Source organism: Bacillus sp. NMTD17 (assembly GCF_002998735.1).
Taxonomy (GTDB): domain Bacteria; phylum Bacillota; class Bacilli; order Bacillales; family Bacillaceae; genus Bacillus.
Genome location: NZ_PVRH01000002.1, coordinates 491,765 through 510,154, shown reverse-complemented (window position 1 = coordinate 510,154; position 18,390 = coordinate 491,765). Strand labels below are relative to the sequence as shown.

Here is an 18,390-nt window from a genome sequence, read left to right as displayed (position 1 = left end):
TCCTTTGTCATACAGTCTTTTGACCTGTATTAACTGAGTCTAATTTCCTTATTTTCAGACATTGTATTGAAAAATCAATCAAGTAATCATATAATTTTTTAGAAAATTTAGAAAAATATACACAAATTTTAAGTTTAATTAAAGGGGGATGGGGATGAAACTCTATGTATCTGTTGATATGGAGGGGATTACTGGTCTAGCTGATCATACATTTGTCGATGCCCGTCAGCACAATTATGAACGGGGCAGAAAGATCATGACAGGTGAAGTGAATGCCTGTGTAGAGGCACTTCTTCAGCATGGCGCAACCGATATTTTGGTCAATGACAGTCATTCTAAAATGAATAATCTGTTGATCGAAGAGCTGCATGAAGAGGCTGCTCTTATATCTGGTGACGTCAAGCCTTATTCCATGGTGCAAGGATTAGATCAAACCTATGACGCTGCTGTTTTTTTAGGCTATCATGCGAGGGCATCTATGAAAGGCGTGATGTCTCACAGTATGATTTTTGGTGTCAGACATTTTTACATAAATGATCACCCAATTGGTGAAATGGGCTTTAATGCGTATGTTGCAGGCTACTATGGTGTGCCGGTGATTCTTGTTTGCGGAGATGACCAAGCAGCACTTGAAGCGGAAAAGCTGATGCCTGGTGTGAAAACAGTAGCAGTGAAAGAGACCATATCAAGGTCTGCTGTGAAATGTTTCACGCCTGCCAAAGTCAATCAACAAATCTCGCAGCAAGTGGAAGCCGCAATGAAACAGATTCATCACATCAAGCCGCTGACGCCTCCTGATCAGCCGCTGCTGAAGATTGAGTTTGCCAATTATGGACAAGCTGAATGGGCGAATTTAATGCCGGGTACTGCCATCATAGAAGGAACAACAACGGTGACGTATCAAGCAGAGAATATATTAGAAGCCTACCAAGCGATGCTTGTCATGACAGAGCTTGCCGCACGTACAACATTTTGTTAAGCGAGGGGGAGACGGCAGATGACCAGCTTTTTGCTCAAGCGTTTTATTGCGATGATTGCCACGATCTTAACGATTACGACTTTAACGTTTATTTTAATGAAGGTCATCCCAGGATCGCCCTTCAATGAAGAACGAAATACAAACGAAACCGTCCAGCGAAACCTCGAAAGCTACTATCACTTAGATGAACCACTGTATGTTCAATATGTCATCTATTTAAAATCCATCGTTACCTTTGATTTTGGTCCTTCCATTAAAAAGCCTTCAGAAAGTGTCAATGATCTATTGGCAAGAGGCTTCCCAGTCTCATTAGAACTTGGTCTTATCTCAATATTGATTGCTGTCATCTCCGGCATCCTGCTCGGGGTCATGGCTGCCCTCCGGCATAATGGCTTGATTGATTATATCGCCATGACCATTGCTGTTTTCGGTATATCCATTCCAAACTTTATCTTTGCTACCTTATTAATTCAGCAGCTTGCTGTGAATTTGAAACTCTTTCCTACAGCGATGTGGACAAGTCCGATGCACATGGTGCTGCCAACCATCGCTCTTGCTGTCGGTCCAATGGCCATTATTGCCCGGTTAACAAGATCGAGCATGATTGAAGTGCTGTCGCAGGACTATATTCGCACTGCCAAGGCAAAAGGACTTTCTCCCTTTAAAATTGTATTTAAACATGCGCTTCGAAATGCGCTTTTGCCCGTTGTGACCATTCTTGGGACACTTGTCGCAAGCATTTTAACAGGAAGTTTTGTCATTGAAAAAATATTTGCGATTCCTGGAATGGGAAAATACTTTGTCGAGAGTATTAACAACCGTGATTATCCTGTCATCATGGGGACCACTGTTTTTTACAGCATTATTTTAATCACACTTCTTTTCATTGTCGATGTGGCGTATCGCCTGCTTGATCCAAGGATTCAGCTGCATCAGAAAGGAGGAAAGGCATGAGTATACACCTACAGCAGGATCAACCGAATCCGCATCATGAAGTGCCAGACGAATGGTTTTCTCCGAGAGAGCAAAAGAAAACGGAGGCCCATGCCATTAAAAGACCCTCTCTTTCGTATTGGGCAGACACATGGAGACGGCTGAAGCAAAATAAGCTTGCGATGTTTAGTCTATCGGTACTGATTTTTCTTTTTATCATGGCGCTATTAGGCCCATTGCTTGCGCCTAATAGTGTGACAGAGCAACGTCTTTCGATGCAAAATCTGCCTCCATCAGCTGCTCACTGGTTCGGAACGGATGAGCTTGGACGAGATGTGTTTACGCGTACATGGTACGGGGCGCGTATTTCGTTATTCGTAGGCGTCATGGCAGCCCTTATTGATTTTGCCATCGGCGTGATTTATGGAGGAATTGCCGGTTATAAGGGCGGGAGATATGACCATGTCATGATGCGAATTGTCGAGGTGCTCTACGGTCTTCCTTATTTACTCGTTGTCATTTTATTAATGGTCCTGATGGGGCCAGGGCTTGTCACCATTATTGTAGCGCTCACTGTCACCGGATGGATTGGAATGGCAAGAATCGTAAGAGGTCAAGTTCTTCAGCTGAAAAGCCAGGAATATGTCCTTGCCTCAAAAACCTTTGGTGCAAAGAGCCTGCGTATCATTCGCCGCAACCTGCTGCCGAATACGATGGGGCCGATTATCGTTCAGATGACCTTGACTGTGCCGACCGCGATATTTGCTGAAGCGTTCTTAAGCTTTCTTGGTTTAGGCATTCAAGCACCGTTTGCAAGCTGGGGCGTGATGGCCAATGATGCGCTGCCGACAGTACTGTCAGATAACGGACATTGGTGGCGTTTATTTTTCCCTGCGTTTTTTATTTCACTCACGATGTTTTGCTTTAACAATTTAGGTGATGGCTTGCAAGATGCGCTTGATCCAAAGATGAAGAGGTGATGGCGCTTTGAAAAAAGTTCTACAAATCATCGATCTGCACGTCAGCTTTCGGACATATGGCGGCTCAGTTCGAGCGGTACGCGGAGTGAATGTGGATGTATATGAAAAAGAAACCCTTGCCATTGTGGGAGAATCAGGCTGCGGGAAAAGTGTGACTTCACAAAGCATTATGAGGCTGCTGCCAGCTTACAGCGCTCATGTCGATCAGGGAGAAATCTGGTTTGAAGACCGTAATTTGCTGTCATTATCTGAAAAAGAAATGCGCGCCATACGAGGTGTCGATATCTCGATGATCTTTCAAGATCCAATGACCGCACTGAACCCAACCTTGACAATAGGGGACCAGCTCATGGAGGCTGCAAAGGAGCATCAAAAGCTGACGAAAAAAGAAGTGAAAGAAGCCGCCATTCGGATGCTTGATTTGGTCGGCATTCCGCAGCCGAAGGAAAGGTTAAAGCAATACCCTCACCAGTTCAGCGGGGGAATGAGGCAGCGGCTCATGATTGCCATGGCACTGATTTGCGAGCCCAAAGTGCTGATTGCAGATGAACCGACGACCGCGCTGGATGTGACCATACAGGCACAAATATTAGAGCTGTTTAAAGAGATTCAGAGAAAAACAGGTGTCACCATTATTTTAATCACACATGATTTAGGGGTCGTAGCCCAAGTCGCAGACCGAGTGGCGGTCATGTACGGGGGGAAAATGGTGGAGGTCGGAACGAGGCGAGATATTTTTTACAGTCCGCAGCATCCTTATACAAAAGGACTTCTACAATCCGTTCCAAGACTTGATATGAAAGATGAACTCATTCCAATTGAAGGAAGCCCGCCTGATTTATTTGCTCCACCAAAGGGCTGTCCGTATACAGATCGCTGTCCGGCCGCCATGAAGGTGTGTGATCATATCATGCCGCATGAAACGCAGCGGTCACCTACCCATACAGTGCATTGCTGGCTCCAAGATGAGCGAGCGAATCAAACGGTTTTATCTTCAACACAAAGGGGGAGTTTTTGATGAGAAAAAAAGGGTGGATCATCAGTGTATGTTTGTTCACGATCATGCTGCTCGCAGGATGTACAGCCAATGAGCAAGCAGGGAAAGGATCATCAAGCAATAAAGGTGAAAAGAAAGTGTTAACCTTAAATAACGAAAATGAACCGACGTCGTTTGATCCGCCGATTGGTTTTAATAATGTATCGTGGCAAGGACTCAATAACTTAATGGAGGGATTAACAAGACTGAATGAAAAACACGAACCATCTCCTGCAATGGCGGAAAAATGGGAGATATCAGAGGATGGAAAAACGTACACGTTTCATTTAAGAGATGGCATCAAGTGGTCAAATGGTGATCCAGTGAAAGCGAGTGATTTTGAATATGCGTGGAAGCGGCTGCTTGATCCGAAAACAGGCTCTTCTGCATCGTTCTTAGCGTACATGATTGAAGGCGGAGAGGCATTTAACAGTGGAAAAGGCAAGAAAGAAGACGTGAAAGTCAGCGCTGTAAATGACAAAACGCTTAAGGTCACACTGGCTTATCCGCAGAAATCGTTCTTAAATATGACCGCAAACCCTGCCTTTTTCCCAGTCAATGAACAGGTAGCTAAGAAGGACCCAAATTGGGCAAAAGACGCCAAAACCTTTGTCGGAAATGGACCGTTCAAGCTGACAGAGTGGAAGCATGATGAGAGCTTCACAATGGAAAAAAGTGAGACGTATTGGGACAAAAAAACAGTCAAGCTGGATCAAGTGAAGTGGCTGATGATCAGTGATCGAAACACAGACTATCAAATGTATCAATCAGGAGATTTAGATACTGCCTTTGTTCCAGCAGAGCAAAGTGAAAATCTGCTGAAAAATAAAGATGTACAAATTGAAGACCAGGCTGGATTGTTCTTTTATCGTCTGAATGTGAACATAGAACCATTTCAAAATAAGAACATTCGCAAAGCTTTTCAAATGGCGATCAACCCGCAAGATATTGTGGATTATGTGACGAAAAATGAAGAGAAGCCAGCACGCGCTTTCGTCTCGCCAGGCATCCTAGATTCAAAGGGTGAGGATTTCAGAGAAGCTGGCGGTGATCTTGTGAAGAATGATAAGAGTGAAGCTGCGAAGCTATTAGAAAAAGGGCTGAAAGAAGAGAACTATTCGAAACTGCCAGCCGTCACATTAACATATAGTACAAAGCCTGAGAACAAGAAAAAAGCGGAAGCCATCCAGCAGCAGCTGAAAGAAGCGTTAGGTGTAGATGTGAAGCTTGCAAACATGGAAGCCAATGTATTTGCAGAAGATCAAAAGGCGCTGAAATTCCAATTCTCACAAAGTTCATTTTTAGCAGACTATGCAGATCCGATCAACTTCCTAGAGAGCTTCCAAACAGGGAATGCCATGAACCGGACAGGATGGTCTAATGATACCTATGATCAGCTGATCAAAAAAGCGAGCCAGGAAGCAGACGAACAAAAGAGAAACAGCTTCCTTCATGATGCAGAGGCACTTCTCATTGAAGAAGCACCGATCATTCCGATTCATTTTTATAACCAAGTCCATTTACAAAAAGAAGGCGTGAAGGGAATTGTCCGCCACCCCGTTGGGTATATCGATTTGAAATGGGCACAGGTAGATGGAGAGTGATATTAGGATCAAAAGACGCTTTTAGATAAAAGCGTCTGTTCCTTTATTCGTTCATGTTATGAAGCAGAAGCCCATAGATTGAAAGAAACAAAGAGAAAGAGGGGATATGGCATGAGCCAGCTGCCAGTGGCACTTCAAACAGGGGATACGGTGGGGATTATTGCACCAGCAAGCCCGCCTGATGAGCTGAAATTAGCAAAAGGGATTGCCTTTTTAGAAAGCCTCGGGCTAAAGGTGAAAAAAGGAAAGTATATCGACTGCCGGTATGGGTATTTAGCAGGCTATGATCATGAAAGAGTGGAGGATCTTCATCGCATGTTTCAAGATCCAGAAGTGAAGGCGGTTATTTGTGCTTGCGGAGGATATGGGACTGGAAGACTTGCGGAAGTCATTGACTATGACCTGATTCGCCGGAATCCAAAAATCTTTTGGGGCTATAGTGATATTACGTTTTTACATACGGCCATCCAGCAGCAGACTGGTCTTGTGACCTTTCATGGTCCAATGCTTTCCTCTGATGTGGGACTTGAGGAGGTTCATCCTTATACGAAAGATACCTTTTTACAGCTGTTTGCACCGAAAGCCTTTACGTATGCGCACCACTTGTCACCCCTTCATACTTTCTATCCGGGCACCGCTTCAGGTGAGATTGTAGGAGGAAATCTTGCCCTCATCGTGACAACACTTGGTACACCTTTTGAAATCGATACGAAGGGAAAGCTTTTGTTCATTGAAGATATTGACGAAGAGCCCTATAAAATTGATCGAATGATGCAGCACCTCACATCTGCTGGGAAATTGGATGATGCGGCTGGATTCATCATTGGAGATTTTCATCAATGTGAGCCAAAAAAGAAAGATCAGTCCCTTACATTGAATCAAGTATGGGGCACCTATATTGTCCCGCAAAAGAAACCTGCACTTGGGGGCTTCCGGATCGGTCATTCTTCGCCGAACTTTGCTATTCCAATGGGCACGCAGGCTACATTAGATGCGACAGGAAAAAAACTGCACATTTCTCCAGGCGTTGCAGCGAAAGAGGCGATCAAATGAAAATCGTCGATGTTCGTACATGCAGAATGAGTGTACCGCTAAAAAAGCCTTTCAAAACCGCTTTACGAACGGTGTATGACGCAGCATCTCTGATCGTTATCATCACATATGATCAAGGTGACGTCAGCTACGGAGAAGCAGTCCCGACAACGGTGATTACAGGTGAAACGCTGGAAAGCATCGACTATGCCATATGCGAAGTGATCAGACCGATTTTGCTTGGAGCTTCCTTGTCAGAATATGAACAAATTTTTTCTCATATGAACCGAGTGCTCGCTTGCAACACAAGCGCAAAGGCAGCGGTTGACATGGCCATTTATGATGGCTTAGCGAAGCAGGCAGGACTTCCGCTTTATCAATACCTTGGCGGATATCGCAGTCAGCTTGAAACCGATTATACGGTCAGTGTAAACCGTCCGCTTGAGATGGCGGAAGATGCGAAGCAATACGCAGCTGAAGGCTTTCAGACGTTAAAGATCAAGGTAGGAAAAGATGACATAGATACGGATATTCAGCGTATCAAGCGAATTCGAGAAAAGGTCGGGCCGGATATTCAGATCAGACTCGATGCGAACCAAGGATGGACGTGGAAGGAAGCGATCATAGCCATTCGGAAAATGGAGGCGCTGAATATCGAACTAGTAGAGCAGCCGGTTCCGAAAGAAGATATCGAAGGCCTGCGCCGTGTGACAGAAGCAACAGATACATTGATTATGGCAGACGAAAGCATTTTCAGTTTTCATGATGCGATCAAGGTGCTTGAAACGAGAAGCTGTGATCTGATCAATTTAAAATTAATGAAATCAGGCGGCATAAAAGAAGCCCTAAAAATCAATGCTCTAGCAGAAGCATATGGCGTAAAGTGCATGGTTGGCAGTATGATTGAGTCAAAACTTGGCATTACAGCAGCCGCTCATCTCGCCGCCAGCCAGCCGAATATCACCCGCTATGATTTTGATGCCCCGCTGATGCTAAAAGAGGACATGGTAGACGGAGGAATCGTGTACAAAGGAAAAGATATCTTTTTCCCGCCGCATCATGGGTTAGGCATTCAAGGGGTGAAAGGAGTCTCATGATGATATTTGAATCAAAGGTTGCAGTTGCGAACGTATGGACAGCGCCGCAGTCACCGAGAGAAATCGATCAAAAGGTACTTCAGGGCTCCTTCAAAATCAAAGAGTGGATTGACAAGCAAACATATGAAGAAAAACTGGCTTTATGTGAAGAAAATCTGATCCAATCGCAAGTACTGCTCGGCGAACGAGTCATTGGATTAGAAGAGACAGACGGCTGGATGAAAGTCGTCATTCCGCAGCAGGCCAGCCGGAAACATCCGCAAGGCTATCCTGGCTATATACCTACGAACCATCTAAAGCAAGTGACAGAAGGAAGTGCGCCAGCTATATCTCATATCGTTTGTCAGAAAAAAGCCATGCTCTATCGAAATGGGCAAGCGGACATGAAAATTAGTTTTTTAACAGAGCTCGCAGCTGTAGAAGAAACGAGTGATTGCTTTCGCGTTGTCACACCAGCAGGGACGAGAGAAATCAATAAAGTAGATGTGCAGTCAGTTTCATCCATTTCTTCTATGACCGGCAAAGATGTTGTAGAGAAGGGAAAACAATTTATTGGTCTTTCGTATTTATGGGGCGGCATGAGCAGCTTTGGCTATGACTGTTCAGGCTTTGCTTACAGCATGTATAAAGCGTGCGGATATCTTTTGCCGAGGGACGCAAGTGACCAAGCAGTGCAAGGAACACCGGTCGCATCAAGCCATTTAGAACAAGGCGACTTATTGTTTTTTGCCAATGACAACGGAAAGGGAGCTGTCCGCCATGTTGGGATCTACGCAGGTGACTGTATGATGCTTCATTCGCCTAAAACCGGCAGAGAAATTGAACTTCTTTCCCTTTCTGGCACTTCATATGAAAAAGAATGGGCAGGTGCAAGACGGTATTTGCCAAGCGAGAGGAGGAATGGTCATGGCAGTTGAACCACTTTTACAAGTAAACAATCTCAAAAAACATTTTCATCTATCGAAAGGAAGAACGCTTAAAGCGCTAGACGGTGTCTCCTTTCAGCTGAAACAAGGCGAAACGTTTGGCCTTGTTGGCGAGTCTGGCTGCGGAAAATCCACACTTGGAAAAGTGCTTATGCGTCTTTATGAACCGACAGATGGGGAAGCCTTATATGAAGGGAAAAGTCTTCATCACCTTTCTAAAAAAGAATCATTTGATTTTAATCGGCAAATTCAAATGGTGTTTCAAGATCCGTATTCCTCCTTAAATCCGCGGCTGTCTGTAAAAGATATTATGCTGGAGCCAATGGAGATTCACAACCTTTACGGGAGTCAAAAGAAAAGAGTTGCCCGGGTGAAAGAACTACTTGAAGCTGTTGGACTTAGCTATGACTTTGCGACTCGCTATCCTCATGAATTCAGCGGAGGGCAGAGGCAGAGAATCGGTATTGCAAGAGCCCTCGCCTTAGCGCCGAAATTTATTGTGGCAGATGAGCCAATTTCTGCACTAGATGTCTCCGTTCAAGCGCAGGTTGTGAATTTGCTGAAGAAACTGCAAAAGGAGGAAGGGCTGACATTTCTCTTTATTGCGCATGACTTGTCGATGGTCAAATATATCAGCGACCGAATCGGTGTCATGTATTTAGGTCATCTCGTCGAATTGACCAGCAGTGATATGTTATATCAAACACCGCTGCACCCATATACACAAGCCTTGCTGTCAGCGATCCCCATTCCAGATCCTGACGTGGAGGACAAGCGCAAAAGGTTCATTTTAAAAGGAGAAATTCCAAGTCCAGTGAACCCGCCAAGCGGCTGTGTATTTCGAACAAGGTGTCCTGCAGCGATGGATGTGTGTGCTGAAAAAAAGCCAACATTACAAGCAGTAGAAGAAGGACATGATGTCGCCTGTCATTTATACGATCGAACATAAAAATAGACAGAAAAAAAGCCAGCAAGTAGACAAGCTGTTCTACACGCTGGCTTTTTTAGTGGATGAACGCCGAATCGGCAATGTGCAGCATCTAAAAGAGCCGCCAGATTTAATGATTTCTGAAAAATCCACTTCAATGACAGTGTACCCGTGAGCGGTTAATGCAGCATTTGTTTGTTGATTGATGGGCAAACTGATCACTTTTTTCTGTCCAAGGGATAAAACGTTTGGTCCGAGTGTGAATTGCTCTTGTTCGCTTATTTCAATTAGATGATAATGCATTTGAAGCAGGTGAAGATCCTCTTTTTTGAACGCTTCAGGATAAATCAATATCTCATCATGAGAGAGAATATTCATCACACAATCGAGATGCAAAATGTGAGGAGGAAGATGAATGGGAATGATGTCATGATCAGGCAGTCCTTTTTTGAGCTCATGGATAGCGGCTGGGTTTGTTCTCTTGCTCGTTCCGACAAATACGCGTGTTTGATCCACAAGTACATCGCCGCCTTCAATCGTTCCATTTGTCAGTGTGACAGTTTTCCAGCCTTTTCCCTGTGCCCACTCTTTTAATAATTGTTCTTCTCCTTGCCGAACTGGAGCGGCCATGCTTGAAACAAAGAGTGTATGTCCAATCGTAAACCCAATATCCCGAGTAAAGACTTGCTCAGGAAAGCGGTCATTTGCAGGAAGCATAATGGGGCGTACTTGATGGTCTTTTAGTGTTTGGATCAATTGCTTATGCTGAGCAATGGCTTTCATTTGAGAAATATTTTCTCTTGCAAAATGTTTTTGGGTTTCGTTGATGATCTGTTTGATTTCCATATAGATGGGACTGCATAAAAGGACTTCTTGTAAATCGTCATATTCACTCATGCATTGCGGCATTTTGTGTATTTGTTCTGCTCTCATAGAATCCATCAAATGGCCTCCTTGTTTGTTCATAGTTCTATTATTCCTCGTTCTAGTCATAGTTGAAACATTTCCGAAAGAAAATCTCTCACAAGAGACTAAAGCAAAAAGTTTAGACAAACCTAAAAGAATAGTGTTTAATAAAAGTCGTTCCGCATTCACGAAAACAGCATGAAGGAGCTATGATGATGAGTGAAGAAAATTTCAAATACTGCAAGGAATCGAAAGTTGTCAAAACCAGCAGGGTATTCCCTCTCGATACGAATAACCACCAAACCTTATTTGGCGGGAAATTAATGAGTTATATAGATGACATTGCATCCATCTCGGCAGCAAGACACAGCCGCAGTGAAACGGTCACGGCGTCGATGGATTCTGTTGACTTTTTAGAGCCGATTGGACAAAAAGAGTCAGTATGCTTGGAATCCTATGTGACGTGGGTCGGCACGTCTTCCATGGAAGTGTTCGTCAAAGTCATGAAAGAAAACTTGATGTCTGGAGAGCGCAGACTTGCAGCGACTTCATTTCTGACTTTTGTCTCGCTAGATGAAAACGGAAAGCCAAAACGAGTTCTACAAGTCGTACCGGAAACAGAGGAAGAAATCATGCTGCATCAAACAGCGAAGCAGCGGGCAGAAGAAAGAAAAAGCCGCCGAAAGCATAGCAAGGCACTGGCTGACGCACTTGGAACAGATAAACCATGGGCGTAAAAATCACCCTTTCAGCGGTGATTTTTTTCTAGGATAGTATCTTGCATGACAAGATAGTGTGTGGTAAGATGATGCTATCTTGTGATGCAAGGTACTGGAATCGGAGGAACAAAGATGACAACATCCACACAAATGTTAAAAGGAATTTTGGAAGGCTGCCTGCTGTCGATTATTTCTGAGGGTGAGATTTATGGATATGAAATGACAAAGAAGCTCGCGCATTACGGGTTTGATCAAATTAGTGAAGGAAGTATCTACCCGATTTTGCTGCGTATGCAAAAGGAACAGCTGGTGACTACTGTCACAAAAACATCAGCGAGCGGACCGAAAAGGAAATACTATACGCTCACACAAGCTGGAGAACAAGCGCTCACAGAGTTTATGACCCGCTGGAGTGAGCTTTCAAAAAATGTAAACTGCTTATTACAAAAAGGGAAGTGAGATTATGGTATCAAAAGAAACAAGACACATCCTACTAGAGCTGAAATTATATCTCATATCAAAGGGAAAAAATGTGGACGAAATTGATGAGCTGATGGATGAATTGACGACACACGCGGTAGAGGCTGAAAAAGATGGTAAAACAGGGGAGGCTGTGTTTGGCGGAGATCCGCGGAGCTATGCTGATGAACTCGCAAAAGAGCTGTCAGGACACCATAAAGACTGGGTTCCATTCATCAGTGCCTTCTTAATCGGGTCTCTCTTCTACATGATTTTATCAGATGCGATCAGTCAAAGCTTATCCTATTCTTGGTATGCATTGATTGGCTATCCGCTCGTTTTAGTGGCCAATGTCATCATGATCATTGTGATGTTTAGAGCGTCTGCCTTTCAGACAAGCCGCCGGGCATTTCTTTACTTTTGGATCTTAGGAATCTTTCAGCTGACCGCGATGGTCACAATCAAACTATTGGATCAAAAACTCGGCACACCATTACTTGTCCTGACCTCAGGTCAAAGATGGGGCGTCATCCTGCTCATGCTGCTATGTATCATTGTCTTTAATGCGATCTTAAAGGCGAATGTCGTTTCATTGATTCCGATCATCTTTTTCGGACCGCAGCTCATATTCGAATGGATTGGCTGGACATCACCAAGCGTGCTTCTCTTGCAAAGTCTACTATCGGTTGTGATCTTAATAGGGCTTATGCTCATTGTCTTACGCCGGGCGAACAAGAAAAGTGAAAACACGATGTAAAAAACAGAGCACATCTATAATCCTATAAGATGTGCTTTTCTTTTTCTAAAAAAATGTAGAAATGGTATCATGTTTTTCATTACAATGGGAAGAGGACAAAAATGAAAAGGGGTTCTGTGCTTGGATATTTTATGGGGATATGTACTTGTGTTTGTATTGGCTGCTTTGCCTTTTTTTGAAGTGGTAGGGGTCGTTCCGTTGGCCATTTTAAGTGGCATGCATCCTGTACCGACTGCGGTCATTGGATTCATCGGCAATTTTTTTACCGTTTTACTTCTCATTGTTTTCGTAGACCGCTTCAAAGCATGGCGGTTGAAGAGAAAAGAGGACAAAAGTGATGAAAAAGGAGAGAAAAAGCAGCTGCGGGCCAGAAGAATTTGGGAACGATATGGTCTCCCGGGATTAGCGCTCGTCGGTCCTTTTATCATCGGCAGTCATTTAGCGGCGTTTATGTGCATGAGCTTCGGAACGAAAAGAAAGCAAGTCGCAGTGTGGATGACAGTCAGTTTAATGATGTGGACAGCGCTGGCAGCTAGTTTAACCGGTGCGGGAATCCATTACTTTGCCCCAGATTCAAATGGATTGTTCGGAGATATTTTTAGTAAGTAAGTGAGGGGAGGATCATAAATGAAACTTCAAACACGGACAGTGCTTGAAACAGAGCGGCTCAGGCTAAGAACGATGAATGAACATGATGCGCCATTTTTATATGATATGTTGTTCCAAGATGAAGAAGTGATGAAGTATTATCCTTCTTTGAAGGATGAGCAGCAGACGAAAGAGTGGATTGCATGGAATCAAAAGAATGACCGTATGTATCATACTTCCCTCTGGATCATTGAAGACAAAGAAACGAATGAACCACTTGGACAAAGCGGGATTGTTCTGCAAAACATTGAAGGACAAACCGAACTTGAAATCGGCTACATGCTAAAGAAAGAAGCGTGGGGAAATGGCTATGCTGCTGAAGCCGCAAAAGGCTGTCTCACCTATGGCTTTGATGAAATGAAAGTCAGACGAATGGTGAGCTTAATCCGCCCAGACAATGAAGCATCGGTAAAGGTCGCTTTAAAAATGGGCATGAAAAAAGAAAAAACCATTTCGAAATGGGACCAAATCATTGATGTCTACAGCATCACCCGCAACGAAGAAAACGGCTCGCTTACAAAATAAGCAGAGCCGTTTTTATTTTATATCCGCTGTTCTAGCTGAAGTAAATATTTCTTCCGTTCTATCCCGCCGCCGTAGCCGCCGAGCTCACCACTTGTTTGAATGACGCGGTGGCATGGAATGATGATCGCCAATTGATTGGCACCATTTGCATTCCCTACCGCCCGGACCAAATGCGGATCGCCCAGCATCACAGCAAGCTCGCGGTAAGAACTTGTTTTGCCTGATGGAATGCGTGTGAGCAGGTCCCACACCTTCATTTGAAAAGGGGTGCCATGTAAGGAAAGTGGTACCGAGAACTGCGTGAGTTTTTTCTCAAAATATAAGGTCAATTCCTTTGCTAATTGCTGATGGACGTTTGTTTCCCCGACTAAAATACGGGCTTGATGCTTTTTTCTCATGTTTTCAATTTCCTTTTCGAGTCCCCGCCTGTCCACAAATTCCAGTAAATACACATGCGTCGCATCTGTCACGCTGATCATCCGCCCGATCGGTGTAGAAATAAAATTAGCGTGGAGAATCTTGGTTTGCGTCTTTTTAGGGGGATTTCCCATAATTTTCGTAAATGCATCATTGAAGGCACTCGAAGATTCATAGCCCAAGGCGACCTGCTGATCAATCACTTTTTTTCCATTCAGAATTTCTTTAAAGGCAAGTCCCATTCGGCGTGATCTCGCATATTGAACAAAGGTCATACCATAGATTTCTTTGAATTTCCGCCGTGCCGTTGCAGAGTGAATCCCTAATTGATGAAAGTCTTCTTCTTTCCAGCGTTTTTCAGGATGTGTTTCAACTGCAGAAACGAGTGTTTTGACTTCTTCCGGAATGCTGTTAGGGTATGTTAATGGTGTGCAGCGCTTGCACGGACGATATCCTGCTAGCAGTGCTTCTTCTGCTGTAAAGAAAAACTCACAGTTCTCATATTTTGGTTTTCTAGCGGTACATGTGGCATGGCAGAAGATACCAGTGGTCTTAATGCCGGCAAAGAATGTGCCGTCATATTGCGGGTTCTTGTCAACCAGTGCTTGATAAAATTCATGTTTCTGTTCGTCGGTTATCATCATACGATCCACCTCTTGGTTTCCTATAAAATGTGATTCAGCGTACTTTGGGCTGGTAAACAAAGCGTCATCTTGGATCGTTCATCACATCAATCTTATTTCATTATATCAGCGATGTGATCATTTCTCTGTCTATCATTTAGTATACGCCGGTCTCATATCATTTCTTTCGAAAAATGAACAAGTATATTTGAAGAGGGAGAGCAAACTGGTAGACCGGCATATCGGGGTGTGATAAGATTTTTAATACAGAATCTGCTCTAAGTCAGGTCTGTATATCATGAATTGGTTTTCTAGGGTTCCGTGCGCTGGTGCAGTCTGGTCCGAGAGAAAACACATAGGGTCTTAGAAGAGGCCATATGGACACGGAGGGATAAAAGCCCGGGAGATTTGATCAAACGATCGATTTCCAGGCTTTTTTTGTTGGTTGGAATCGTTCAGAAAGGAGAAGATCAGATGAAATGGGGAAATGTCTTTATTGCGGCCATCTTTGAGGTCGGCTGGGTGATGGGGCTGAAATATGCCCACTCGCTCATAGAATGGGGCGCAACCATCGTTTGTATTATCGTGAGCTTTTATTTACTCATGAAAGCAACAAGTGTACTGCCAGTTGGCACACTTTATGCCGTTTTTACCGGGCTTGGGACAGCAGGTACCGTCCTCATAGGCATGGTGCTTGGTGAGCCGGTTCAGCTTGTCAAACTGCTTTTGATTGTCATGCTTTTGTGCGGTGTATTAGGACTGAAGCTGACAACAGGTGAAAAGAAGGGAGAGGCTGAATCATGAGCTGGCTTTTACTCATTGGAGCAGGCATCTTAGAAATGCTTTGTGTGACCATGATGAATCAATTCCAAAAAGACCGGCATGTCAAATGGATTTTATTCATTGCAGCTGGCTTTTCGATGTCCTTTCTGATGCTGTCTCTTGCGATGAATACGATTCCGATGGGAACGGCGTACGCTATTTGGACTGGAATCGGAGCTGCTGGAGGCGCCATGGTCGGTATGCTGTTTTACGGAGAGTCGAAAGACGCAAAACGTATTTTCTTCATCGCCCTGATTTTATCTGCGGCAGTAGGATTGAAAATCATTGAATAAGAAAAGGCTGGCAGATAGATGCCAGCCTTTTGTTACATTGAATGATGATTGGAATCGTTTTCATTTTTGCGGTAAAGCTGGCTCGCAAGCAGAAAACACACACCAAATGTGAGAAAAGGAATGAGTCTTTCACCGGCTATAAAAAGGGAAATACCTGTGATCAGACAAACGATGCCGAGCCAAAAGCTCACTTTACCAAACAAGGTCATACTTTTCATCTCCATCACTCCTTTTATGATAAAAGGTCTATTCACATTATATCATGCCAGGTGCAGAATTGAATGAATATTCAATAAAAAACAGGACTCTACATTGCTTTTTCTCTTTCCAGTCCAGTATAATATTTCATTAGAATGAAAACGTAAATGAGGTCATGATACATGAGAACTTTGATAACAGAGAAACTTGAATTACACAGACAAAAGCATGAGCAAAAAGGAAGGTTGCTTGTCAGCTGTCCGGATCAGCCTGGAATTGTATCAGCTGTTTCTTCCTTTTTATTTGAGCACGGAGCGAATATCATTGAATCCAGCCAATACACAACAGATCATGAAAGCGGCCGGTTCTTTTTAAGAATTGAATTTGATTGGAAAGACATCTCGGCAAATATGGATCAGCTGAAGCATCAGTTTGAGCCAATTGCAGCATCATTTCAAATGACGTGGAGCATGTCGCGTGCAAGTGAGCTTAAAAAGCTGGCGATCTTTGTGTCAAAAGAGCTTCATTGTTTACATGAGCTGCTATGGGAATGGCAAAGTGGAAATGTCATGGCTGAAATTGCGGTCGTGATCAGCAATCATGAAACGGCAAAAGATACAGTAGAATCGCTTGGAATCCCGTTCCATTTTGTGAAGGCGAACAAAGACATTCGCAAAGAAGCGGAAAAACAGCAGCTCGCATTATTAGAAGAGTATGATATTGATGCCATTGTGCTTGCTAGATACATGCAAATTTTAACGCCTGAATTTATTGAACAGCACCCGAACAAAATCATTAATATTCATCATTCTTTTCTGCCAGCGTTTATTGGTGCAAATCCATATAAGCGGGCATATGAACGGGGAGTCAAATTAATTGGCGCGACTTCTCATTATGTGACCAATGATTTAGACGAAGGACCGATCATTGAACAGGATATTGAGCGTGTAGATCACCGGGATGATGCAGAAGCATTAAAAAATATTGGCCGAACAATTGAGCGGAGTGTGCTAGCACGTGCCGTCAAATGGCATCTAGAAGATCGAATAATTGTGCATGAGAATAAAACGATTGTATTTAATTGACGGCTTGACTTTTCCTGAGCAATTGGTGATAATATAAAAAAATTAACGAGCGTTGAAAAGGAATAGTAAGCAGGAACTGATGCGTAAAGAGAGCAAATGACATGCTGAAACATTTGCCGCAGACAGCTGCTGAACCTGCCCTTTGAGCCTTAGAGGAAAAATCTAAGCGCGTGCCTGGCGTTACAGGAGTTGAGTGGAATAAGCTAGATGTATGCTTATTCAATGAAGGTGGTACCACGGAAAATCCCTTTTCGTCCTTTAAACAAGGAGAAAAAGGGATTTTTTTGTGCCTAAAGGTATAGCGGAGGGAATCAATAATGAAAAAGCAAAGGATCGTCATCAAAATTGGCAGCAGTTCATTAACAGAGCAAAAAGGAGCCATTGATGAACAAAAAATGCAGGATCATGTGAAAGCGATAGCAAAACTGAAAGAGGCTGGGCATGAAATCATTTTAATTTCATCAGGAGCCGTTGCAGCAGGGTTTGGCAGCTTAGGGTATCCATCAAGACCTGTGACCTTAAAGGGGAAACAGGCAGCAGCTGCCGTTGGTCAAGGCTTGTTAATGCAGAAATATACAGAGCTATTTTCACAGTTTCACATGACACCTGCACAAATGCTTTTAACCCGTAATGACTTTTCAGATCGAACAAGATATCGAAATGCTTACGCAACGATGATGGAGCTGCTGGAAAGAAAAATTTTACCAATTATCAATGAAAACGATTCAGTTTCGATCGAGGAGCTTACCTTTGGGGATAATGACATGCTGTCAGCTCTTGTCAGTGGATTAATTCATGCAGACCAATTGATCATCTTAACAGACATAAATGGAATTTATAATGCAAATCCAAATGAGCATCCTGAGGCGAAGCGTTTTGATGTACTAACACACATTTCAGAAGAATTGTTTTCATATGCGAAGAGCACAGGCTCAAAGGTGGGAACAGGCGGGATGAAATCAAAGCTGTCTGCTGCACAAACGGCACTTTCACTAGGCGTGAAAGTCTTCATTGGCACAGGTACTGGTGAAGATAAGCTGCTTCATATTCTAGCGGGTCAAGGAGACGGAACGTATATCGGAGAACAGGACTTATCAGCGATCAACAACCGCCGTCAATGGATTCAATTCCATTCACCCGTTTCTGGCAAAATCATGATAGATGCAGGAGCAGAAGCGGCGATTTTGCATCATGGCAGAAGTCTTCTTCCAGCTGGCGTCATTGATGTCGCTGGTGACTTTTCTAAAGGAGAGGTCGTTGAAGTCGTCGGTCCGAACGGACTAGTAGGTAAAGGACAAACCTTGTACGCATCCGATGAGCTTCTCGGCATTAAAGGGATGCGAAGTGATGAGCTTTCAAATGAGAAGCCTGAGGTTATACACAGAGATCACTGGGTACAGCATGTACAAAACTGAGGAGGGAA

21 protein-coding genes, 1 riboswitch and 1 other annotated feature are annotated in these 18,390 nt (G+C 43.7%); of the genes, 18 read left to right on the top strand and 3 right to left on the bottom strand.

All coding sequences use genetic code 11. The annotated features are described in order from the left end of the window. Positions 1 to 154 precede the first annotated feature (154 nt). The 9 genes from C6347_RS07710 (at position 155) to C6347_RS07670 (ending at position 9,536) form a co-directional block, all read left to right on the top strand. The gene (locus C6347_RS07710) at positions 155 to 979 is read left to right on the top strand and encodes a M55 family metallopeptidase (protein ID WP_066030997.1); all 825 of its coding nucleotides are present in this window, start codon (positions 155 to 157) and stop codon (positions 977 to 979) included. Positions 980 to 997: 18 nt separating this feature from the next. After that, positions 998 to 1,933, top strand: a complete 936-nt coding sequence (locus C6347_RS07705) for an ABC transporter permease (RefSeq protein ID WP_034663045.1) — start codon at positions 998 to 1,000, stop codon at positions 1,931 to 1,933. Continuing rightward, the gene (locus tag C6347_RS07700) at positions 1,930 to 2,892 is read left to right on the top strand and encodes an ABC transporter permease (protein WP_044138912.1); all 963 of its coding nucleotides are present in this window, start codon (positions 1,930 to 1,932) and stop codon (positions 2,890 to 2,892) included. Before C6347_RS07705 ends, C6347_RS07700 begins: the two co-directional genes overlap by 4 nt. Positions 2,893 to 2,899: 7 nt before the next feature. Further along, positions 2,900 to 3,910 carry an ABC transporter ATP-binding protein gene (locus tag C6347_RS07695; protein ID WP_034663040.1) on the top strand — a complete coding sequence of 337 codons (1,011 nt, stop codon included), beginning with the start codon at positions 2,900 to 2,902 and terminating at the stop codon, positions 3,908 to 3,910. Then, entirely contained in the window at positions 3,910 to 5,532 is a 1,623-nt protein-coding gene (locus C6347_RS07690; RefSeq protein WP_066030996.1) for a peptide ABC transporter substrate-binding protein, read from the top strand. The genes C6347_RS07695 and C6347_RS07690 overlap by 1 nt, the downstream gene beginning before the upstream one ends. A gap of 111 nt (positions 5,533 to 5,643) precedes the next feature. Further along, complete coding sequence (locus C6347_RS07685; RefSeq protein ID WP_060596080.1) at positions 5,644 to 6,585, top strand: S66 peptidase family protein; 942 nt, start codon at positions 5,644 to 5,646, stop codon at positions 6,583 to 6,585. Then, positions 6,582 to 7,661 carry a mandelate racemase/muconate lactonizing enzyme family protein gene (locus C6347_RS07680; RefSeq protein ID WP_034663034.1) on the top strand — a complete coding sequence of 360 codons (1,080 nt, stop codon included), beginning with the start codon at positions 6,582 to 6,584 and terminating at the stop codon, positions 7,659 to 7,661. The genes C6347_RS07685 and C6347_RS07680 overlap by 4 nt, the downstream gene beginning before the upstream one ends. After that, complete coding sequence (locus tag C6347_RS07675) at positions 7,661 to 8,578, top strand: C40 family peptidase (protein ID WP_106071544.1); 918 nt, start codon at positions 7,661 to 7,663, stop codon at positions 8,576 to 8,578. The genes C6347_RS07680 and C6347_RS07675 overlap by 1 nt, the downstream gene beginning before the upstream one ends. Next, a complete protein-coding gene (locus C6347_RS07670; protein WP_060596082.1) occupies positions 8,568 to 9,536 on the top strand; it encodes an ABC transporter ATP-binding protein in 969 nt (322 codons plus the stop codon). Before C6347_RS07675 ends, C6347_RS07670 begins: the two co-directional genes overlap by 11 nt. 39 nt (positions 9,537 to 9,575) lie before the next feature. Here C6347_RS07670 and C6347_RS07665 read toward each other — a convergent pair whose 3' ends face one another. Next, positions 9,576 to 10,457 carry a dimethylarginine dimethylaminohydrolase family protein gene (locus C6347_RS07665; RefSeq protein WP_060596083.1) on the bottom strand — a complete coding sequence of 294 codons (882 nt, stop codon included), beginning with the start codon at positions 10,455 to 10,457 and terminating at the stop codon, positions 9,576 to 9,578. Positions 10,458 to 10,636: 179 nt separating this feature from the next. On the opposite strand from C6347_RS07665, the gene C6347_RS07660 reads away from it, so the two are divergent. From C6347_RS07660 to C6347_RS07640, 5 genes are all read left to right on the top strand, one after another. Next, entirely contained in the window at positions 10,637 to 11,158 is a 522-nt protein-coding gene (locus C6347_RS07660) for an acyl-CoA thioesterase (RefSeq protein ID WP_106071543.1), read from the top strand. A 114-nt stretch (positions 11,159 to 11,272) separates the two neighbouring features. Further along, positions 11,273 to 11,599: a PadR family transcriptional regulator gene (locus tag C6347_RS07655; protein ID WP_106030745.1), complete on the top strand. Its 327-nt coding sequence runs from the start codon at positions 11,273 to 11,275 to the stop codon at positions 11,597 to 11,599. A 4-nt stretch (positions 11,600 to 11,603) separates the two neighbouring features. Next, positions 11,604 to 12,356 (top strand): HAAS domain-containing protein, encoded by a 753-nt coding sequence (locus C6347_RS07650; RefSeq protein ID WP_066030995.1) that lies wholly within the window; start codon positions 11,604 to 11,606, stop codon positions 12,354 to 12,356. Positions 12,357 to 12,476: 120 nt separating this feature from the next. After that, a complete protein-coding gene (locus C6347_RS07645; protein WP_106071542.1) occupies positions 12,477 to 12,965 on the top strand; it encodes a small multi-drug export protein in 489 nt (162 codons plus the stop codon). Positions 12,966 to 12,983: 18 nt separating this feature from the next. Beyond that, positions 12,984 to 13,529 carry a GNAT family N-acetyltransferase gene (locus tag C6347_RS07640; protein ID WP_060596088.1) on the top strand — a complete coding sequence of 182 codons (546 nt, stop codon included), beginning with the start codon at positions 12,984 to 12,986 and terminating at the stop codon, positions 13,527 to 13,529. Positions 13,530 to 13,546: 17 nt separating this feature from the next. Here the strand turns inward: C6347_RS07640 and C6347_RS07635 are convergent, their stop codons facing one another. Beyond that, positions 13,547 to 14,590, bottom strand: coding sequence for a bifunctional transcriptional activator/DNA repair enzyme AdaA (locus C6347_RS07635; protein WP_106071541.1), 1,044 nt, complete (start codon positions 14,588 to 14,590; stop codon positions 13,547 to 13,549). A gap of 279 nt (positions 14,591 to 14,869) precedes the next feature. Next, positions 14,870 to 14,977, top strand: a riboswitch (guanidine-I (ykkC/yxkD leader). 66 nt (positions 14,978 to 15,043) lie between these two features. Here C6347_RS07635 and C6347_RS07630 point away from each other — a divergent pair. Continuing rightward, positions 15,044 to 15,373, top strand: coding sequence for a DMT family transporter (locus C6347_RS07630; RefSeq protein WP_034663015.1), 330 nt, complete (start codon positions 15,044 to 15,046; stop codon positions 15,371 to 15,373). Next, positions 15,370 to 15,684, top strand: coding sequence for a DMT family transporter (locus C6347_RS07625; protein ID WP_034663013.1), 315 nt, complete (start codon positions 15,370 to 15,372; stop codon positions 15,682 to 15,684). The genes C6347_RS07630 and C6347_RS07625 overlap by 4 nt, the downstream gene beginning before the upstream one ends. A gap of 32 nt (positions 15,685 to 15,716) precedes the next feature. Here C6347_RS07625 and C6347_RS07620 read toward each other — a convergent pair whose 3' ends face one another. Beyond that, positions 15,717 to 15,902, bottom strand: coding sequence for a hypothetical protein (locus C6347_RS07620; RefSeq protein WP_060596091.1), 186 nt, complete (start codon positions 15,900 to 15,902; stop codon positions 15,717 to 15,719). A gap of 162 nt (positions 15,903 to 16,064) precedes the next feature. Here C6347_RS07620 and purU point away from each other — a divergent pair, with 162 nt between their 5' ends. Beyond that, positions 16,065 to 16,967 (top strand): formyltetrahydrofolate deformylase, encoded by a 903-nt coding sequence (gene purU, locus C6347_RS07615; RefSeq protein WP_034663009.1) that lies wholly within the window; start codon positions 16,065 to 16,067, stop codon positions 16,965 to 16,967. A 43-nt stretch (positions 16,968 to 17,010) separates the two neighbouring features. After that, positions 17,011 to 17,229 (top strand) — a binding site (T-box leader). A gap of 55 nt (positions 17,230 to 17,284) precedes the next feature. Further along, positions 17,285 to 18,382, top strand: coding sequence for a glutamate 5-kinase (proB, locus tag C6347_RS07610; protein ID WP_106030749.1), 1,098 nt, complete (start codon positions 17,285 to 17,287; stop codon positions 18,380 to 18,382). Positions 18,383 to 18,390 lie beyond the last annotated feature (8 nt).

Excerpts from the sequence above, each read along its gene's own strand:
- C6347_RS07650 (WP_066030995.1), top strand. The coding sequence starts at position 11,604 with ATGGTATCAAAAGAAACAAGACACATCCTACTAGAGCTGAAATTATAT.
- C6347_RS07665 (WP_060596083.1), bottom strand. The coding sequence starts at position 10,457 with ATGGATTCTATGAGAGCAGAACAAATACACAAAATGCCGCAATGCATG.
- C6347_RS07680 (WP_034663034.1), top strand. The coding sequence starts at position 6,582 with ATGAAAATCGTCGATGTTCGTACATGCAGAATGAGTGTACCGCTAAAA.
- proB (WP_106030749.1), top strand. The coding sequence starts at position 17,285 with ATGAAAAAGCAAAGGATCGTCATCAAAATTGGCAGCAGTTCATTAACA.
- C6347_RS07655 (WP_106030745.1), top strand. The coding sequence starts at position 11,273 with ATGACAACATCCACACAAATGTTAAAAGGAATTTTGGAAGGCTGCCTG.
- C6347_RS07670 (WP_060596082.1), top strand. The coding sequence starts at position 8,568 with ATGGCAGTTGAACCACTTTTACAAGTAAACAATCTCAAAAAACATTTT.
- C6347_RS07640 (WP_060596088.1), top strand. The coding sequence starts at position 12,984 with ATGAAACTTCAAACACGGACAGTGCTTGAAACAGAGCGGCTCAGGCTA.
- C6347_RS07710 (WP_066030997.1), top strand. The coding sequence starts at position 155 with ATGAAACTCTATGTATCTGTTGATATGGAGGGGATTACTGGTCTAGCT.
- C6347_RS07625 (WP_034663013.1), top strand. The coding sequence starts at position 15,370 with ATGAGCTGGCTTTTACTCATTGGAGCAGGCATCTTAGAAATGCTTTGT.
- C6347_RS07635 (WP_106071541.1), bottom strand. The coding sequence starts at position 14,590 with ATGATGATAACCGACGAACAGAAACATGAATTTTATCAAGCACTGGTT.
- C6347_RS07630 (WP_034663015.1), top strand. The coding sequence starts at position 15,044 with ATGAAATGGGGAAATGTCTTTATTGCGGCCATCTTTGAGGTCGGCTGG.
- purU (WP_034663009.1), top strand. The coding sequence starts at position 16,065 with ATGAGAACTTTGATAACAGAGAAACTTGAATTACACAGACAAAAGCAT.
- C6347_RS07675 (WP_106071544.1), top strand. The coding sequence starts at position 7,661 with ATGATATTTGAATCAAAGGTTGCAGTTGCGAACGTATGGACAGCGCCG.
- C6347_RS07620 (WP_060596091.1), bottom strand. The coding sequence starts at position 15,902 with ATGAAAAGTATGACCTTGTTTGGTAAAGTGAGCTTTTGGCTCGGCATC.
- C6347_RS07700 (WP_044138912.1), top strand. The coding sequence starts at position 1,930 with ATGAGTATACACCTACAGCAGGATCAACCGAATCCGCATCATGAAGTG.
- C6347_RS07660 (WP_106071543.1), top strand. The coding sequence starts at position 10,637 with ATGAGTGAAGAAAATTTCAAATACTGCAAGGAATCGAAAGTTGTCAAA.
- C6347_RS07685 (WP_060596080.1), top strand. The coding sequence starts at position 5,644 with ATGAGCCAGCTGCCAGTGGCACTTCAAACAGGGGATACGGTGGGGATT.
- C6347_RS07690 (WP_066030996.1), top strand. The coding sequence starts at position 3,910 with ATGAGAAAAAAAGGGTGGATCATCAGTGTATGTTTGTTCACGATCATG.
- C6347_RS07705 (WP_034663045.1), top strand. The coding sequence starts at position 998 with ATGACCAGCTTTTTGCTCAAGCGTTTTATTGCGATGATTGCCACGATC.